The sequence below is a fragment of the Photobacterium sp. genome (genome assembly GCF_057456235.1).
Window position 1 is genome coordinate 213,785 of record NZ_JBVCPH010000008.1, and the last position, 17,968, is coordinate 231,752.

The following is a 17,968-nucleotide window of genomic DNA, read 5'->3' on the forward strand; positions in this document are numbered from 1 at the left end:
CTGTAACCTAACTCAAAACTAAGAAAATTTATCTACATTGACAGAAGCCATTACAATTACCGCATCGCCTTAATCATAAGCTATGCTGTTTAAAAAGATCACTTTGGATTAGAAGGACTTATTCTCAAATGACTATCACTGGTAAGGTAAAACGCCGCTCTATAACCATCGCCGGAGTTACCGTTAATCCGGGACAACGTCAGAAAGTCTATCTGGATGTAGCCAAACTCTACACTCACACCAGTCTCGAACTGGTCATTGAAGTGATCCATGGCAGACGCGATGGCCCGGTATTGCTGGTATCGGCTGCCATCCATGGTGATGAACTCAATGGTGTTGAAATATGCCGCCAATTACTGAAGCACCATTCCTTAGATCGAATCAGGGGAACCCTTGTGGTGGTTCCTGTTGTTAACATCTTCGGCTTTATTCACCGCTCTCGCTACCTCCCCGATCGTCGAGATTTAAATCGCTGTTTTCCTGGCACCCCTTCAGGCTCAGTAGGCGGAAGGGCGGCCTATTTATTTCGAACGGAAATCATGAACCATTGCACCCATGCTATTGATTTACATACAGGAGCCGTTCACCGAAGTAACCTGCCGCAAATAAGGGCCAACCTGGACAATCAAGTAGCCGAATTGATGGCGCTCAATTTCGGTGCGCCGGTCGTTATTGATTCCAAGGTGCGTGACGGCTCTTTACGTGAATGTGCCGATAAACAAGGAATTCCGATCATTCTGTATGAAGCTGGTGAAGCACTCCGGTTTGATATGCATTCGATCAAAGCAGGTATACGAGGCGTCATAAATGTAATGCGATGTCTGGACATGCTGCCAAAAACCACTCACAGCAAGAAAAAAGCAAGCCCGGTTATTGCGCGAGCGTCATATTGGATACGAGCAGAGCATGACGGTACCTGCCTGTTTATCGCGCGCCTGGGCCAGCGCGTCAAAAAAGGCGATGTGCTGGCATTAATCTCATCACCTTTCAGTCAGAACGATAGCGAGGTTATCAGCAAAACGAATGGCATTATTATTGGCAGAAACAATATACCTTTAGTTAATGAAGGGGATGCACTCTTTCATATTGCTAAGTTCGATACTATTGTTCAGGCTGAACAAAGTGTTGAATCCTTCATTTCTCAAATACACAATGACCCTTTACTCGATCAACCCACTGATGAAATCAGTAAACCATATGGTGATGATTAGCGATCTGAAATGTTGGCTCCCGAGCTGAATCGTACATCTTGGGGTAACTTGGGTATCTCACCATATAAAATTACTCGGAAATGTAAAAACGTCACGTATCAAGGTAATCCATTCTTTGCGATTGGCTTTAAATCAAAATCAATCTGACTTAACAAGCAGAATATCGCAGGGCATTGCCTGCACGACAGCTTCTGTTGTACTACCAAGCCAGAAATTTGACATTGAGCTGCGGCAGAACCCTCCCATGACCAGGATGTCACAACGGGCTTTCCTGGCATATTCGGGGAGCTGCTGTTCAGGGTTTCCAGGGATCAAGACGACAGAGACACCATCTAATTTATACATAGCGCGAAATTTCCTGAGCGCATCAGAATGGATAGCCATAATTTGCTTTGCATACTTCACCAGGTAAGGTGTGATATGGCAGCAATGTACAATCTTATAGCCGGTAGTGAACCTTGACGATAATGCGTCGGCGATACGGACAATACTTGGGTCCATGGTTGCTGGCCGATCGTGCCGGTGCAGGGGATCCAGTGCCGCCAGTAACACCGGCTTGTTTTTCCATTTTTGATCACGCATTAATAAGATGGAAACGGGCAATTTTGCCAATTTGCTGAAAATTGGATGCCGCTCCGTCGGTTTCGAGTAGTCAAGCAGTAACCACTCTGAGCCGCTTTCATTCAAAACATCTGTCAGTCTGCGCTCCCAGGATGGTTCCAGGAAACATTCCACACTCACGATAACGTCCAATTGCTCGTCTTCAATAAGTGTTAATAATTGGTCATAGGTGGATGCAATATAGAAGTCAGCATCCTGCTGAACATGCTCGCGCAATTTGCTTTTGAATCCCAATACGTCAAGGTAAGAGTGATCCAGAGTTCGAGTATAAGCGTCTATCAGTATTGTCAGGCCGCATTGACTGACAGCAGCCATACGGAGTGCATTGAGCAATACCGCATGGTTCGGGGGACTACGCAGATTACCAAACAGGCACAGTGCATTCATTTTAACCTCCAACTCAAAGGAGCCATTCACCGCATCCGTTTCTGGTGAGCAACACCATAGTTTCAAGCGACAAATAATCCGTGGCTATGACCTTTCCTCTCAGTCAAGCGAAATCGGCCATCAAAGGTATGCTGGTTTAAGTATAAGTTACTGTAGGGACCATAATAACTCCGTGCTGTCTCATTTATGTATCTTGTCTCTCGATTAACCTTTAAAAACGAGCCGATTAACTAATGGCGGCTCACATAACAGCTTTTTTATTCCAGATTGCTTATCTCATCAACTATTATTTCTATTGTATTCATGCTTCAAAACGGATGATCTTGGGCAGCGATATAAGGAATTAAGAAATGATAATAAGCTGCTACTTGGGCCAGGATGATTTGCGTAAAGCACGTATCAACTCATATAATTTTCCTGCACATAACTTTTCTGAAAATAGTTTTCCGGCAAAATTCTTCATCTTTCTGATCCTGCTTACCACTCTTAGTTTTATCGCGCCAGTCAGTAGCGCAGAAGAAGGCCGAATTCAAGTTCTCAGCTTGCCTATCAAATCGACAGATCAGGCTCGTCTACTGTTAGATTCAGCCAGACAGGAATTAGCCAACCTTCCCGAAGATCCCCAAGCTAGTGAACTGGAACTGCAATCAAAAGCGACCTGGCAGCGCCGCATTACGCTATTGGAAGAATATATAGCCCAGGCAGATTCACTCTTTCTTATCGAACAAAAAGCAACTGACCTTGCAGACCAAGTTAAGCAGGTCAACAGCCAGCTAGTGAAAATAGCCGCACTCCCTCCTGTGCAATCTTCAACAGAAGCCAGTCAAACTGATAGTGTCTTCATGGAAAGCCGACTTAATGACGCGCGTAGCCGCAAGAGCAACCTGCTGGCAAGACAAGCCCAGCAACAGCAACTAGAAGCAGATCTGCCTGAGCTGCTGCAAGCCGTACAACGCCGTGTTCAGGAGGCCGAACAACGCGAAGCTATGCTGTCTAAGACGATGTTAAAACCGCAGGCTGCGGCAGAGCGCCTGCTGACGGAAAAACAAATTGAAAACGTCCGGCTCGACAGTCTCGTTGCCCGGCAGGCTGCCACGTTATATGAAGCACAATTCCAGTGGTACCAACAAAGCGAACCTCTTCTGCAACTGGAACTAGAGCTTGCCGAACTGCAAATCAATCGGCAGGAACAACAACTTGAATCTTATCATCAATTATTACAGCAGCGGCTTGCCGAACAAGCCCAACAAGCTGAACAAACACTGATAAAGAAAGAGGAAAGTGCTCAGAATGCTGACAATCCCGGTGAGCGTTTTATCGCGACGTGGGAAGCCCAGATAGCCCGCTCTCAGAAAAACACCCGCGAGCTGCAGTCGCTGTTGATTAGCCTGAATCAAGATGTGACAGAGCAAGAGAAATGGTTTAATGCCGAAAAAGATGAGTTTCTCGCAATTACAAACCTGCTATCCAGCCCAGATAATTATGCGGCTGCGGATCGAATAAAACTGACCCTGCAGCAGATAAGCCAGCGCCGTAGTTTGTTGATCCGAACATTGCGTAACGACAGGTTCCAAACGCTGAACCTGTACCGTGAACGCCGCTTTACCATTGCAGACAGTTTACTTGGTCTGACAGAACAATTTGAATTGCTGCGCAGTGAGATTGCCGACCAACTTGATGAAAACGAGCGAGGACGGTTTCAGGCTGCCAGCCAAGGATTGCTGTTTACGTACAGAAATACTTTACGTGATGAAAAAGCCGCCCTCACCGAGGTGATCAGCCAGGGACAAAAATTACAATTGGTAACAGAGCAACGACTTGAAAACCTTAATCAATTTGAGCATATTATTCGCAGCACCTCTTTCTGGATACGTGACTCTCGGCCTCTGGGATGGCAAACGCTAGTCATACTGCCTAACGAAATTATGAAAGATGCCTCCTGGCTCGCTAAACTGGCTTCCCCCGAAATCAGGTCACGCCTGACCAATGCCGGAAAAACGCCGATCAACCTGCTCTATACATTAGTACTATTTCTGATACTGCCCATCGGCTTATATCAGACAAGAGCATATCTCCGCGGCTTCAGTCACAGCATTAACGATCGTGTCCAGGCTGAAGGTAAGCTACTGTATTTATCTGGTCTGGTGGTTATCACCGCGCTGCTCAGCGCGGCACTGATCCCTGCCTACTTTTACGTTGTGGCCCGTCTGGCAGATTCTGCCCAGCTACCTGCCGGTATAGGCAGTGTCAGCAGCCAGATCTTCGAGCATTTTTCGCTATTTTTCTTTCTCTGGTTCTTGAGCCGTTCTTTCTTTGCCCGCCGTAGTATTTCAGAGATTCAGTTTGGGTTCCCACACTCTGCCGCCAACGCATTATATTCTGCACTAAAATGGTTTTTGTTCGGTTTCCTCATATGGCTTCTGCCGTGGAATGTTTTCCGGCAGCCTCCGTTCGAAAATGAAGTTCTGCCACGCATTTTTTATACTCTTTTTCTGATCACCTCAGCCATTGGCGTATATAAACTGACACGCCCGGGCTCCGCCTTTGTGCAACATGCGCTGGAGACACTTAAATTTGAACCTATATTCCGCCACTGGAAGCTACTTTATGGGATCCTGAATATCCTTGCCTGGGCGGTCATCCTGCTTGAGGTGGCAGGTTATCACTATGCTTCACTATCTATTACCCTGAGCCTTACTGGCACACTGATCGTACTGACGCTTTTACCTCCGATCTATCGCCTTTTTCGGGGACGAATGCACGCCTTTGTCAAACGTAGCAGAATGCTCACGCCAGAGCCGCATGGCAATTTGGTGACCCACCGGGAACTGAGAACTAAATACGTTAGAGTATTGCGCCTGATCTTTATTATTCTGGGTGCTATCTTGCTGCTCAACCTCTGGGGTATCAATGAGCAGGCACTGCGGACTTTCGATGACATGCAGCTTTATAAAGTACGGATAACGGGTGCAGAGCCTGAATTTGTCACCTTCGGAGATATTCTGCGCGGTATCCTGCTGCTTGTTGTCACTATCTGGATTCTTCGGGTTTTACCGGGGCTGTTTAATCTGTGGGTGTTCCCGCATTGGAATGTTGATGCCGGAATCAAATATGCCATTCTAACTATTTCTCGTTATAGTATTTTTTTGGTGGGTTTCTTCTTTGCACTGGCGGAGCTCCACCTTGATCTTGGCCGGCTTAGCTGGCTGATGGCGGCTATCGGTGTCGGGCTCGGGTTCGGCCTGCAGGAAATTGTTTCGAATTTTGTCAGCGGCATCATCCTCTTGGTCGAGCGGCCGGTAAAACCCGGCGATACCGTTACCATCGGTAACCTTTCCGGCACGGTGAGTCGAATCAACATCCGCGCCACCACTATCGTAAACTTCGACCGCCAGGAGGTGATGGTTCCCAACCGGAGTCTGATCACTAATGATGTTATTAACTGGACCCGGAGCGACACCGTCAACCGGGTAGTTATTTCTATCGGTGTCGCCTATGGCAGCGACGTAGACCGTGTCAGTGAGTTACTGATGAAAATCGCCACTGAGCAGCCCGAAATACTGACCATCCCAGAGCCTACCGTCATCTTCATGCGACATGGAGAAAGCTCGCTTGATCTGGACTTACGGGTGTTTGTCCCTTCTCCGGACGATATTATGCCAATACGTGATCGACTCAACCGACTGATTAGCAAAACATTTAGTAAAGAAGGGATCGAGATCCCCTTCCCCCAGCGTGATCTGCATATCCGCTCTGGCGATATCGGTGTGTTCATGAAAGAAAACTAAAGCCACTTCTTTTTCTTAAAAATCCATACCTGAATCGTGACAATAACAATAAGAAGCAAGCAGAAAATTCCAAAAGACCAGGGATTGTCTGCTCCCGGGATGCCGCCGACATTAATACCCAGCAATCCGGTAAAAAAACCCAACGGCAGAAATACCGCTGCGACCAGTGACAACACATACATCCGATTATTCATTTGCTCAGTCAGGCGGTTGGCCAACTCCTCATGGGCCACGGCAGCACGGTCACGCACCGAGTCCAGATCCTCAAGATAACGAATAAGGTGATCGGTCACCTCTCGTATCATCTGCTGCTCATCACTACTGATCAAAGAGCCCCTGAGCGCCTGCATCTGCGCCAGTGCCTCACGTTGGGGGGCCAAGTAGCGCCGCAGAGCGATCACCATCCGCCTCAGCGACGTAATTTGACTGCGCAGACCGTCGCTATCGGAACTCAATATCTGATCTTCAATCGCCGCGACCTGATCTTCCGTATCGTCAATAGTCGTTCCCATTCGGGTTATTAATCTATCGGATAAAATAACCAAGAATTCGCCAATGCTTTTAGGCCCTTCCCCTGCTTCCAGCCGAGCAATCACATCACCGATAGAAAGTAGCTTGCGCCTTCGGGTACTAATTATTCGATGACCATCGCTCCAAATCCTGATCCCGACCATATCTTCCGGATCCGAACCAGGGCTGTGATTCACGCCCCGCAGGGCAATTAACAACCCGCCAGCCAGTTGAGTGGTTCGAGGACGACTTTCCTCGGTTAGCAAAGCGTCAACCACAAGGCTGTCTAAACCACTTTCATGCTCTAACCAATTTCTGGCCTGCTCACTAGTATAATTAAAGTGAAGCCAGGCAATGCCTTGCTCGGGCTTCCATTGTGCAATATCCGCCCAACCAATAGCCCGGCCACTGCCTTGGCCATCAAAAACACACCCATAGATCAGACCTTCCTTGCTGTTATCCATGCTGCGACTCCTTCAGTTGCAATACATTGAATTTCCGTTTTATTCTTACGTAATCATGGTTGATGAAGCGGAAAATCTTGATACCGCTATTTGTCATTGCTTTTATGTTTCAATTAACGCATCACCTTTGATTGATCATTGGATATCTTTTCGAAGGTAGTATCTGGTGTGTCCATCGTGATAATCATCTATCTCACCGAAGATAGAATAACCATGTTTAACATAAAACCCTTTCGCCTGAAAACTAAAAGTATCTACCAATGCGTATTTACAACCACGCCTGATACCTTCATTTTCAGCGGCTTGTAAAAGCTGAGAACCAACACCGCACCCTCTCATCTTATCTGATACCCAGAGAAAATTTATCTCAAAATAACCCCATGCGGTTTTACCAATTAATCCAGCCAGCAACTCACCATTCTCAGCCCTTGCATATACGCCTAAGTCACGGAAATCAGGGGTCATGAATTTTTCATTATATTCACTGAGATGTGATTTGATCATAATTAAATCGTCAGCTGAAATCTTATCTGAAACCTCTATCACGATACTCTCCGTAGTAACCTAATATTGTCATCAACGATATAAATATACTTAAATTACAGGATTCAGAGTAATAACAGCCAGTTTAATTAAAGACAATATTCGAACGAATAGCAGATCCTTTCAAGCATATTTGACATAGTAAGAACTGGAGTCTCCCGAAAGGCGCGTTTATTCTCGTTTAAAGTACCCAGCTGTGGCCCTGTTGAAATGTCTCTCTTTAAGGTAGTGCATAAAGCTGAAGTGAGTCAGTAAAGTAGATAAAATAAAGTACTCGCTATTGCCAAGGCAAAAAAGGCAGAGAGGTCGGCCATCTCTGCCTTATAACGTCAAACATCTTCAATAACGTGTGGGCTACCAGCCCTTACAGATTCCAGATCAAACCAAAGCACACTGACTCTGTGACGTTAAACTATTTCCATCTTTATTCAAATAACGGGCACAATACAAGATCATAAAGTCCTCACGGATCAACTGTTCAAGCTCTGATGCTCGCGACGTTGGGCAAAACAACATGAAATGAACCAGTTGTTCACCAGTGTCGGTGTTCGTTATATGGATATGCGGCTCCGCTCCCGGTAAATCGACGCCAGCATGTCTTTCAATGACATAATTATAACGCTTAGCGACATCGATGAAGTCTTCTGTGTGATCATCGATTTTTGCCAGCATAATCGGCAGTAATGGATAAAGGTTGACGGTTTCCCGAATAGTTATAAAGAAATCATGATATACGTAGCGTTTCATAAAGCTAAGGTTCTTCACCGGAACACTGAAGAATACACTATTGGGAATCGTCGCCGTTTTACCGGTGTAATGATACTGGCCATGATGTAAGTCAATTTCTTGAATCATGGTCGCCATCAGATTGTGCTCGATAACTTCACCGCATAATGTCCCCACTTCAATCCAATCACCTATCCGGAATGAACGCGAACTGGCACGTTGTATCGATCCCGTGAAACACAAAATGATCTCTTTTGATGCGACAACAACAGCAACGGCAATTGCAGTCAGCGACAATGCAAACTCACTGATCTCGGATTGCCATAAGATAAATAGAGTCAGCAACACTAATGTAAATGCACCGTTTTTGGTCCGTGAAATCCATTTACGCTGTTCTGCGCTGAGAAAATTGCTATCACCACGAATTTGAGTAATCGTCAGCCGTCGGAGAATTAGAACAAATACAATACCCAGCACGCTGAGCAGGAGTTTGTGTGCCATCAAGTAAACAAATAGAAGTTCAAGTTTTTCCAATGCAATGTCCAACATAAATACAGTGTTAGTAAATCATAAGTGAAGTGGCTGAATGACTCAGCAATATATTTTATTTAACAAAAAAGCAGCGGTTACCTGCTGCTTTTTTTTTGCGAATGGCCGAACATTCGCTAAGGCTGTTCAATATAAAGCTTGTCTATTGATGTTGCAAATGTCGAGAACTTTTATTGTTAGCGTGCTTTTCAATATACTCGATAATCATACCTGCAATATCTTTTCCTGTTGCGGCTTCTATACCTTCTAAGCCTGGTGATGAGTTCACTTCCATCACCAACGGGCCGCGTTTCGACCGTAAAAGATCCACTCCGGCAACTTTCAGGTTCATCGCTTTTGCTGCAGCCACAGCCGTTTTTCGCTCTTCCGGGCTGATACGAATAAGTGAAGCGCTGCCACCCCGATGCAGGTTGGATCGGAACTCACCATCTGCAGCCTGACGCTTCATCGCAGCAATTACTTTATCGCCAATCACAAAGCAGCGAATGTCGGCGCCACCAGCTTCTTCAATATATTCTTGCACCATGATATTTGCCTTTAATCCCATAAAGGCCTCAATCACACTTTCTGCCGCTTTTTTCGTTTCGGCCAGGACAACACCAATACCTTGAGTGCCTTCCAATAACTTAATGACAAGAGGTGTACCGCCTACCATTTTGATTAAATCGGCCACATCATCAGGCTTGCTCGCAAAGCCAGTAATCGGCATCCCTACACCTTTACGACTAAGCAGCTGAAGTGAACGCAGTTTGTCGCGAGAACGGGTAATCGCAATGGATTGATTAATCGAAAATACATCCATCATCTCAAACTGGCGCAATACGGAGCAACCATAAAAAGTGATGTCAGCGCCGATGCGAGGAATTATGGCGTCAAACCCAGTTAAATCACTGCCTTCAAAATGAATTGATGGTTGTATCGAGTTTATATTCATATAACAACGAAGCGCATTGATAATAACCGCTTGGTGGCCTCGTTGTTCACACGCTTCGCGCAGGCGTCGGGTTGAGTACAAGTCTTTGTTTTGAGAAAGAATGCCAATTTTCATTACGTTACTCACGATAGGTAAATTTAAGGATGACCCAAAAAAAGGAGGAAGTTTGGCGTTCTTCGGCTCCTGACTAAATGGCTGATAACTATGATGCCAAATGAGTAAAAAATCGAGAAATTATAAGATGATTTATTTTTGTGGTTACGATGAAACTTTTTAATTTGCACTAACAATAAATCAATTGTTTAATCCGCTCGATCAGTATAGACCTTATTAGGAATACCATCGCTCATATTGGCCCAGCGAGCTATTCATTTACATTTTTTCTTACGTACTCACCTGTGTGTTTCGTCAGAAGGCTTTTTAAATTTAAGTATTGCCAGGCAGTCGACAGATTTTGTGAAACAGGATCCTACTGTACCGCGGTATCTGTTTAATACCGTTAGACGACGTTGGATTATCTTTCAACGCCATGGCCTATATAAAAGGTTGCTGTGTTATTGCAGCAACAATCGTATTTTTCATTTAGAGATATATAACAATGAGCGATTGGTCGATTTATGATGCGCGTGAAATGTATAACACGCCCTACTGGAGCCAAGGTTACTTCGATATCAACGAGCAAGGATCGGTTGTTGCTTGTCCGGATAAAAACAATCCTAACAATGCCATCGATTTATCGCACTTAGCGGATGAATTAATTGCCGCAGGTGCATCATTGCCGGTATTGGTTCGATTTCCTGATATTCTGCATAACCGCGTCGACAGCCTTTGCAGTGCCTTTAATCAGGCCATCGAATCGTATAACTATCAAGGCAGCTACCTTGCGGTCTATCCAATTAAAGTAAACCAGCAAGAAGCCGTGGTCAGTGAAATTCTAAAGAGCCAATATGCCAAACAACAACGTCAACTTGGTTTAGAAGCGGGCAGTAAGCCCGAGTTAATGGCTGTGCTGGCTATGGCGCAAGAGGCAAGCTCTGTCATCGTCTGTAATGGTTATAAAGATCGTGAGTACATTCGTCTGGCACTTATTGGCGAAAAACTCGGGCATGAAGTCTACATCGTGCTTGAAAAGCTGTCTGAACTAAAAGTCATTCTTGAAGAAGCTAAGCAACTGGGTGTCTCTCCACGTCTGGGTTTACGGGCGCGTTTAGCGTCTCAGGGCAAAGGGAAATGGCAGGCCAGCGGTGGCGAGAAGTCTAAATTTGGCTTATCTGCATCACAAGTCTTAACCGTGATTGATGCACTGCGCGAGCGTGACATGCTGGATTGTTTGCAGCTATTGCACTTCCATTTAGGCTCTCAGATCGCCAACATTAAAGACGTTCGAAGCGGCGTCGGCGAAGCTGGACGGGTTTATGCCGAGCTACAGCAACTCGGTGCCAGCATTACCACGGTTGATGTGGGGGGCGGCTTAGCCGTCGATTACGAAGGCACGCGCAGCCAGAGCAGTTGCTCGATGAATTACACCCTAAGTGAATATGCCAATAACGTGGTGTATTCCTTGGGCGATATCTGTACTGAATACGATATTTCAATGCCTCGTATTATTTCGGAATCCGGACGTAACCTAACGGCCCACCACGCGGTATTAATCACCGATGTAATTGGCGTAGAAAGTTATAAAGCCGAAGATATTTCAGCACCAGCAGAAGATGCTCCACAGATCCTGCATAACATGTGGCGTTCATGGAAAGAATTATCAGGCAATACTGCTGACCGTTCTTTGGTTGAAATATTCCACGATAACCAAAGTGATCTCACTGAAGTACATACTTCATTTAATATGGGATTAATAAGCTTTGTTGATCGCGCATGGGCAGAGCAAGTAAGCTTACGCCTTTGTTATGAACTGGAAAAAGTGTTGTCAGCCAAAAACCGTGCTCACCGCCCTTTACTGGACGAATTACACGAGCGGCTGGCAGATAAGTTCTTTGTTAACTTCTCGTTATTCCAGTCGTTACCGGATGCCTGGGGTATCGATCAGATTTTCCCGGTATTGCCGTTATCTAATCTTGATACGGCACCAGATAGTCGTGCTGTAATCTTAGATATAACCTGTGATTCAGATGGTGCTATCGAGCACTATGTTGAAGGGCAAGGTATTGAAAGTACGCTGCCTGTACCTAAATGGAATGATGAAAACCCGTACCGAATCGGCTTCTTCCTGGTCGGTGCTTACCAAGAGATTCTTGGGGATATGCATAACTTATTTGGTGATACAGACACGGCAGTCGTTCGTTGTGATGATAATGGTCACTATAAGATTGAAAATATCGACCGTGGTGATTCTGTCGGAGATGTGTTGCGTTACGTTCATCTTGATCCAGCAAAATTCCTCCGCCAATACGAACATATGGTTAAGGAAAATCTACCTGAATCTGAACATAGCGACATTCTGGCTGAATTGGCAGAAGGCCTACACGGATATACCTATTTGGAAGATATTTGTTATAACAAATAATTTCTTCTGAAATATAGCCTCAATGGCCGTTAAAGAGAGCATCATGATTATGAACGCTCTTTTTTACCCATCCACCAATGTCTAATTAATTCGTCTGTAAGCGGCTTCTTCATCGCCGCTTATAATTATGGAGCGAGATATGGCAACGTTAGCAACTCATGCCGATTACTCTTTATATTCCAATGCATTTGGATTTTTACGTCAACCACTAAACTTCATGCCGCAACAGTCAGATGCGGATGTGATCATCACCGGCGTTCCTTTCGACCTTGCCACCACCGGTCGCTCAGGCAGCCGTATGGGGCCGGGGGCTATTCGTCAGGCATCGATCAATTTAGCATGGGAAGGTAAGCGCTGGCCGTGGACATTCAATCTGACTAAAACAGTAAAGATCGAGGATTGTGGAGATCTGGTTTTCGATTGTGGCGATCCTGCGCAAATGAGTGAGCGGTTAGAAGCGCATGCCAATAGCTTACTTCAACAAGGTAAAACATTACTGACCTTTGGCGGCGATCACTTCGTTACATTGCCATTGTTACGCGCACATGCAAAAAAGTACGGTCAAATGGCCATGATCCACTTTGATGCCCATACAGATACTTACGCGATGGGAAGTAAATATGACCATGGCACCATGTTCTATCATGCGCCCAATGAGGGATTAATCGACCCTAAGCACTCGGTTCAAATCGGTATCCGTACCGAGCACAGCGATACATTAGGTTTCAATGTAATTGATGCCGCGAGCGCCAATGACCAAACCGTCGAAGTGATTGTTGAGCAGATCAAAGACATTATAGGAAAGCGTCCGGTGTACCTTACCTTTGATATCGATTGCCTGGATCCAGCTTATGCTCCGGGTACCGGAACCCCCGTATGCGGCGGCTTGAGTTCAGACAAAGTACTGAAGATCATTCGCGGTTTAGTGGGTATTAACTTAATTGGCATGGATGTGGTAGAAGTCGCCCCTGCCTATGACCATGCTGAAATTACGGCATTAGCCGGAGCAACCATTGCCACTGACTTGCTACACCTCTGGGCGAGCTGTCAGAAGAATTAACCATAAAGAGGCGATCTCTTTTGCTAACAAACCCTCCGCATCAAAGCGGAGGGTTTGAATATAAGAAGCACGGATTTGTTATTCCGTAACATTTATAACTTTTCACCGATTCCCGAATTAGACTCGCCGCTTTTCTCTGTCACCTTTTTTCTACGACGCTGCACACGACGAGAAATATGAACATGCACTCCCTTGCGCAAGGCCAGCATACTGTTTTCAAGCTTATCCACGCCGAGTAACACTGTTAATATCAACACCGTAAGAATAAGGGCTGTTTGTCCATATCCCAAACCAATCGTGACACCCAGAGCGGCAAGCAGCCATATTACCGCAGCCGATGTCACACCGTGGATCTGTCCATCCCGAGTCATCATGACACCAGCGCCCAAAAAACCGATGCCCGTGATCACTTGTGCCATCACACGTGCATGATCGCCTCGATCATCAGACAAGCTTACACCTAATGCGATAAAACAGTACGTGCCTATCGTTATCAGCGTTGCAGTGCGAAGGCCTACCGGCTTACCTCGCAGTTGGCGCTCTATACCCAGTACTGACCCGCACAAAATACACGTGATTATATCCTCCCACTCGAAAGGCGTTATATCGAGCATCATCAAACCCTATTTAGTCAATCAATTTTAATCACAATACAATACAGTCTTAATACAACGACTTTACTCGTTTAAAAGTGAATATTTCTCCAGAACGGTGCTGACCACTTTTGCCGCAATTTTCGCTGTTTGGTGTCCATCATCAAACTCTGGATTTAATTCTGCGACATCCAATAGCCTCACTTTACCGCTGCTTACAATCTGATTAAGTGCAAACTCCACAATAGACCAGTCAGCACCTTGTATCCGAGATAAGTTGACGCCAGAAGCCACTGCAGCAGAAAAAACCGACAGATCAAAACTGATATGAACATAATCCACCCCCCTCAAAAACAGGTCGATTTTTTTCTGCACAATTTTTTTCTTGCGTATCGTCATATCTTTGTCTTGCAGCCAGTGGCAACCTAATTGCTCTGCATATTCAAATGAAGCTTGCGAGTTTGTGCGCTCGCATATTCCCAGCGCCAAATAGTGAAATGGACGATGATTTTGGGTACAAAAACTCGCGACAGAGTGAAACACTGAACCGACTCTCGGTGACAGCGTTGGACGTAGTTCAAAGTTTGCATCAAAATTAATGATCCCCACTCGTGCCAGCGGCTCTTTATATTCCGAACATTCTTCGGCGCGATTCACAATATACCCTGGCTGATTAACATAATCAGAGAGTGCCTGGTAGCTTGAAATAGATATTTCGTGTCCTCCCCCGATAACGACAGGGAAATGACCTTTTGCCAAAAAACCAGACACTTTTCTATACTGCACTGCCTGCAACTCATTAAATTCAAGGCCATCCAAATCATCAATAATTCCAGCATCATACAGCGGTAAATGCGGTGAACACTTATGATATATTGCCAACATCCGGCAAATGCTTTCAGGTCCGTCACTATCGCCCAGCCGGCCACGATAGCGTCCAAGACTCAGATCTGAAGCGACACCAAACAATACTGCCCCTACTCGCGATTGCTCGGTATAAGGGCGAAAAGTAGCTGTCGTATGGTAGTTCTCGTGAGAAAACACACGGTTAAACCACTGGTTAACTTGTTTAAAAATCATCTCGCCTCCTACCCTTGCTGGTCTATCGCATTACCATTCTGGAGGTAATGCTCGGGCCGCTTGTAATACGTTAAATATAATGCTGTTTTTTTTATGGTTAATACGTTCTTCGGGTGCCATAACACTAATAGCACCCACCACTTTTTTATTCAGAAAGACCGGGGCACTAACACTTGAGACCCCAGGGTCAAACTCTGAAGTACTCAACGCATAACCATCTTGTTTTATTTGTTGAAGTTCAACTAACCACTTAGTTCTTTCACACTCTTCTTTGATCCCAAAATGCGCTAACGTAGCAAGTAATCGTTTTTCACTAAATTGTGCTAACAGCACCTTCGACGAGGCGCCCAGGATAAGTGGCTGACTTTGCCCCTGCTGATAACTACAACGCAGCGCATGAGGACTCTCGACCATTTCCACACATAAAGCACAAAAACCAACAGGAACCATATAGGCCGACATTTCCCCGGTCTGGTTCTGTAAGCGTTTCAGTACCGGCCTCACACCTTCCGATAACGGCGAAAAAGAACGAAAATTACTGAGTAATTGCAGGGCAGCAGGGCCAATAATATAGCGTTTGTGGCCATGCTGTTCTTCAATCAGATTCCACTCTCTCAGTGTTGTTATATACCGGTAAACAGAGCTAATCGGCGTACTGGTTTGATCACTGATCATCTGCGCGGACAGCGGCTCAGATGATGAAGATATTGTCATTAAAATCTGAAGTAATCGCTGATTCGGGCTCAAGGTGTTTTTATTCACAATCATTCTCTGCGGTGTTTTTAATCTTCCTTAAATGATAATACAACCAACTTTCTCATCAGGTGAGAATTAAAAGATTATTAGTGGGTTAAAATCCCAAAAAATGGGAATAACTTTTAACTAAGAACAATTGGAAATGATCCATTCCTAACGCTAAAACAGGTTAGCTGCCACACAAGTTCATCCGGTTGTTTTGATGATACGAAAAAATTATGACAGTTGTGCTTATACGCCAGTAACTTCAGGATTCAGGATTCAGAGTGATTCCAACCCGCTATATTCAAGGAGGAAGTACTAAGTGGGGGGCAGGCGATTTCGAATACATTTGACACAGATGTGGGCTGCTGAACCCGATATCGCCTCAATTACGGGATAACATATTAGGAACGTCAACGCATTATGATTGCTGTGAAAGAATACGAGTGGGCTTAGAGAGAAAAGGGATTCAGAGCAGAATCTGAATCCCCGAAAAGGTTACAGTAATAACAGGGTTCCTAGCCCCAAAAACACCACAAATCCGGTAATATCCGTTACTGTGGTCAGGATAACCGAACCGGATAAAGCAGGATCAATTTTAAACTTTTCAAGAATAACGGGAACAAAGATACCGGCAAGTGCCGCACTGATAATATTGGCGACTATCGCAAGACCGATGACCAGCCCCAGCATGATACTACTGAACCAGTAACCGGTGATGATCCCAATCACCAGTGCCCACAGCACACCATTAAGTGCGCCAACTTTAACCTCTTTGGTGAGTAACGGTTTGAGGTTTGCTCGCGAAATCTGCCCAAGAGCCAAGCCCCTTACAATCAGGGTAAGAGTCTGACTGCCTGCAACCCCTCCCATTGATGCGACAATAGGCATCAGAACCGCCAGCGCAACAACTTGTTGCAATGTCGCTTCAAATAAGCCAATAAACCAAGACGCAAGGAAGGCGGTCAGAAGATTAATGCCAAGCCAGATGGCACGATTCTGGGTGCTTTTCCGAACCGTCGAGAAAAGATCTTCATTTTCATCAAGACCGGCGGTAGCCATGATCTGCGATTCAGCCCGTTCAGATTGCAGCCTGTATGCCAGCCCCATATCTAAACGTCCGATGAGCAACCCGCTCTCGGTAATGACAGGAAGCGCGGATTCTTCGCTCTGTGCCACTTTGTCCGCTGCGATGTAGATATCATCTTTGGCATCCAGAGTCGGAAAATCCTCCTCTGCCAGCTCAGAAACCCGTAACAAGGGGTCTGCGTCAAACAGCTTATTAAACCGGACTGCACCTTGCCAGTTACCCCGGCTATCGACCAGAAACACAACGTTACTGTAGGCCGGGATTGACCGCCTCAGCAACCGAGTCATCACTTTGATCTTGGTTTTCGCGGGTACGACAAGCGGCTGATGATCACACCAGTGGCCCACTTCATCATCTTCAAACTGTTGCGCGAGCGAATAACGTTGCTTCTGCTCTTCATCCATTCGCGCCAGCACGTCTTCGATCAAGTGATCCGGCAAGATGTCCTGAAGCTCTAATAATGTATCGGCTTCAATACCTGTAAACATCGCAAGCAGATGTTTTTCATCCCAGGTATTAATAATCGCTTCGCTGGCGTCTGAACGCATTTCAACCAGCACTGGAACCTTGATGCTATCGGAAATCTGATTCCAGGTTTCAATACGCGCTGTAAGGGGCAATGATTCCAGTAACAGCGCTATTTCGACCGGTGAGTTATCCTGCTCAAACTGTTCAATAACGATCTGTTGGCTCTCCGAATCAGGACCTTGGTCCATCAGCTCATTCACCGCATTATGGATCTCATTTTCTTGCATGGAATTACCTTTATAGAGAGCGAAGTTGACGTACAAGCCCGGCACAACTGTTAATTGAAAAACAAACACCCAGATTTGAAATCTGTCATTTTACGGTGTCTGATGTCACCCTTCATATTAATTCGCAAAAAGTGAAACCAGCCATCATAGCTGGTTTCTACTCAAACAAAATTTCGCTGACAGTTTGAATTTACTCTATTTTCATCTTTTGTTGGATGATGGTCAATTATTCCTTTTACACGTTTGCAGCCTAATTGTAGGCTCTGTTCAGTAACTTAGTTGAGAGCCCAGTACCCAGCGACTCTCTCTGTAAAAGTAGCCTTTGATAGTGAATCATCACTCAATATGCGCCGCCACCCTAAGTACTTAGTAAGGTTTTTAGTCGCCACACCGCAGAG

General features: G+C 45.5%; 13 protein-coding genes. 4 read left to right on the top strand and 9 right to left on the bottom strand.

What is annotated here, in order from left to right; all coding sequences use genetic code 11:
• Positions 1-128 precede the first annotated feature (128 nt).
• The gene (locus AC2204_RS11635) at positions 129-1,211 is read left to right on the top strand and encodes a succinylglutamate desuccinylase/aspartoacylase family protein (protein ID WP_318925658.1); all 1,083 of its coding nucleotides are present in this window, start codon (positions 129-131) and stop codon (positions 1,209-1,211) included.
• A gap of 138 nt (positions 1,212-1,349) precedes the next feature.
• Here AC2204_RS11635 and AC2204_RS11640 read toward each other — a convergent pair whose 3' ends face one another.
• Entirely contained in the window at positions 1,350-2,219 is an 870-nt protein-coding gene (locus tag AC2204_RS11640; protein WP_318925659.1) for a universal stress protein, read from the bottom strand.
• 350 nt (positions 2,220-2,569) lie between these two features.
• On the opposite strand from AC2204_RS11640, the gene AC2204_RS11645 reads away from it, so the two are divergent.
• Complete coding sequence (locus tag AC2204_RS11645) at positions 2,570-6,007, top strand: mechanosensitive ion channel domain-containing protein (protein ID WP_318925660.1); 3,438 nt, start codon at positions 2,570-2,572, stop codon at positions 6,005-6,007.
• Here the strand turns inward: AC2204_RS11645 and zntB are convergent.
• The 4 genes from zntB to rimK form a co-directional block, all read right to left on the bottom strand.
• On the bottom strand, positions 6,004-6,981 hold the full coding sequence (gene zntB, locus AC2204_RS11650) for a zinc transporter ZntB (RefSeq protein ID WP_318925661.1): 978 nt from the start codon (positions 6,979-6,981) through the stop codon (positions 6,004-6,006). The genes AC2204_RS11645 and zntB overlap by 4 nt on opposite strands.
• Positions 6,982-7,116: 135 nt before the next feature.
• On the bottom strand, positions 7,117-7,527 hold the full coding sequence (locus AC2204_RS11655; RefSeq protein ID WP_318925662.1) for a GNAT family N-acetyltransferase: 411 nt from the start codon (positions 7,525-7,527) through the stop codon (positions 7,117-7,119).
• Between the two features lie 375 nt (positions 7,528-7,902).
• Entirely contained in the window at positions 7,903-8,784 is an 882-nt protein-coding gene (locus AC2204_RS11660) for a mechanosensitive ion channel family protein (RefSeq protein ID WP_318925663.1), read from the bottom strand.
• A gap of 157 nt (positions 8,785-8,941) precedes the next feature.
• Entirely contained in the window at positions 8,942-9,847 is a 906-nt protein-coding gene (gene rimK / locus AC2204_RS11665) for a 30S ribosomal protein S6--L-glutamate ligase (protein WP_318925664.1), read from the bottom strand.
• A 484-nt stretch (positions 9,848-10,331) separates the two neighbouring features.
• Here rimK and speA point away from each other — a divergent pair, with 484 nt between their 5' ends.
• Both speA and speB read left to right on the top strand, forming a co-directional pair.
• The gene (gene speA, locus AC2204_RS11670) at positions 10,332-12,254 is read left to right on the top strand and encodes a biosynthetic arginine decarboxylase (RefSeq protein ID WP_318925665.1); all 1,923 of its coding nucleotides are present in this window, start codon (positions 10,332-10,334) and stop codon (positions 12,252-12,254) included.
• A gap of 139 nt (positions 12,255-12,393) precedes the next feature.
• Entirely contained in the window at positions 12,394-13,314 is a 921-nt protein-coding gene (gene speB, locus AC2204_RS11675) for an agmatinase (protein WP_318925666.1), read from the top strand.
• 92 nt (positions 13,315-13,406) lie between these two features.
• Here speB and AC2204_RS11680 read toward each other — a convergent pair whose 3' ends face one another.
• The 4 genes from AC2204_RS11680 to AC2204_RS11695 all read right to left on the bottom strand — a co-directional run bounded on the left by AC2204_RS11680 (position 13,407) and on the right by AC2204_RS11695 (position 17,570).
• On the bottom strand, positions 13,407-13,931 hold the full coding sequence (locus AC2204_RS11680; RefSeq protein ID WP_318925667.1) for an MgtC/SapB family protein: 525 nt from the start codon (positions 13,929-13,931) through the stop codon (positions 13,407-13,409).
• 60 nt (positions 13,932-13,991) lie between these two features.
• Positions 13,992-14,987 carry a formimidoylglutamase gene (locus AC2204_RS11685; protein ID WP_318925668.1) on the bottom strand — a complete coding sequence of 332 codons (996 nt, stop codon included), beginning with the start codon at positions 14,985-14,987 and terminating at the stop codon, positions 13,992-13,994.
• 30 nt (positions 14,988-15,017) lie between these two features.
• Positions 15,018-15,755, bottom strand: a complete 738-nt coding sequence (locus AC2204_RS11690) for an IclR family transcriptional regulator (protein ID WP_318925669.1) — start codon at positions 15,753-15,755, stop codon at positions 15,018-15,020.
• A 468-nt stretch (positions 15,756-16,223) separates the two neighbouring features.
• Positions 16,224-17,570 (bottom strand): magnesium transporter, encoded by a 1,347-nt coding sequence (locus AC2204_RS11695; RefSeq protein ID WP_318925670.1) that lies wholly within the window; start codon positions 17,568-17,570, stop codon positions 16,224-16,226.
• Positions 17,571-17,968 lie beyond the last annotated feature (398 nt).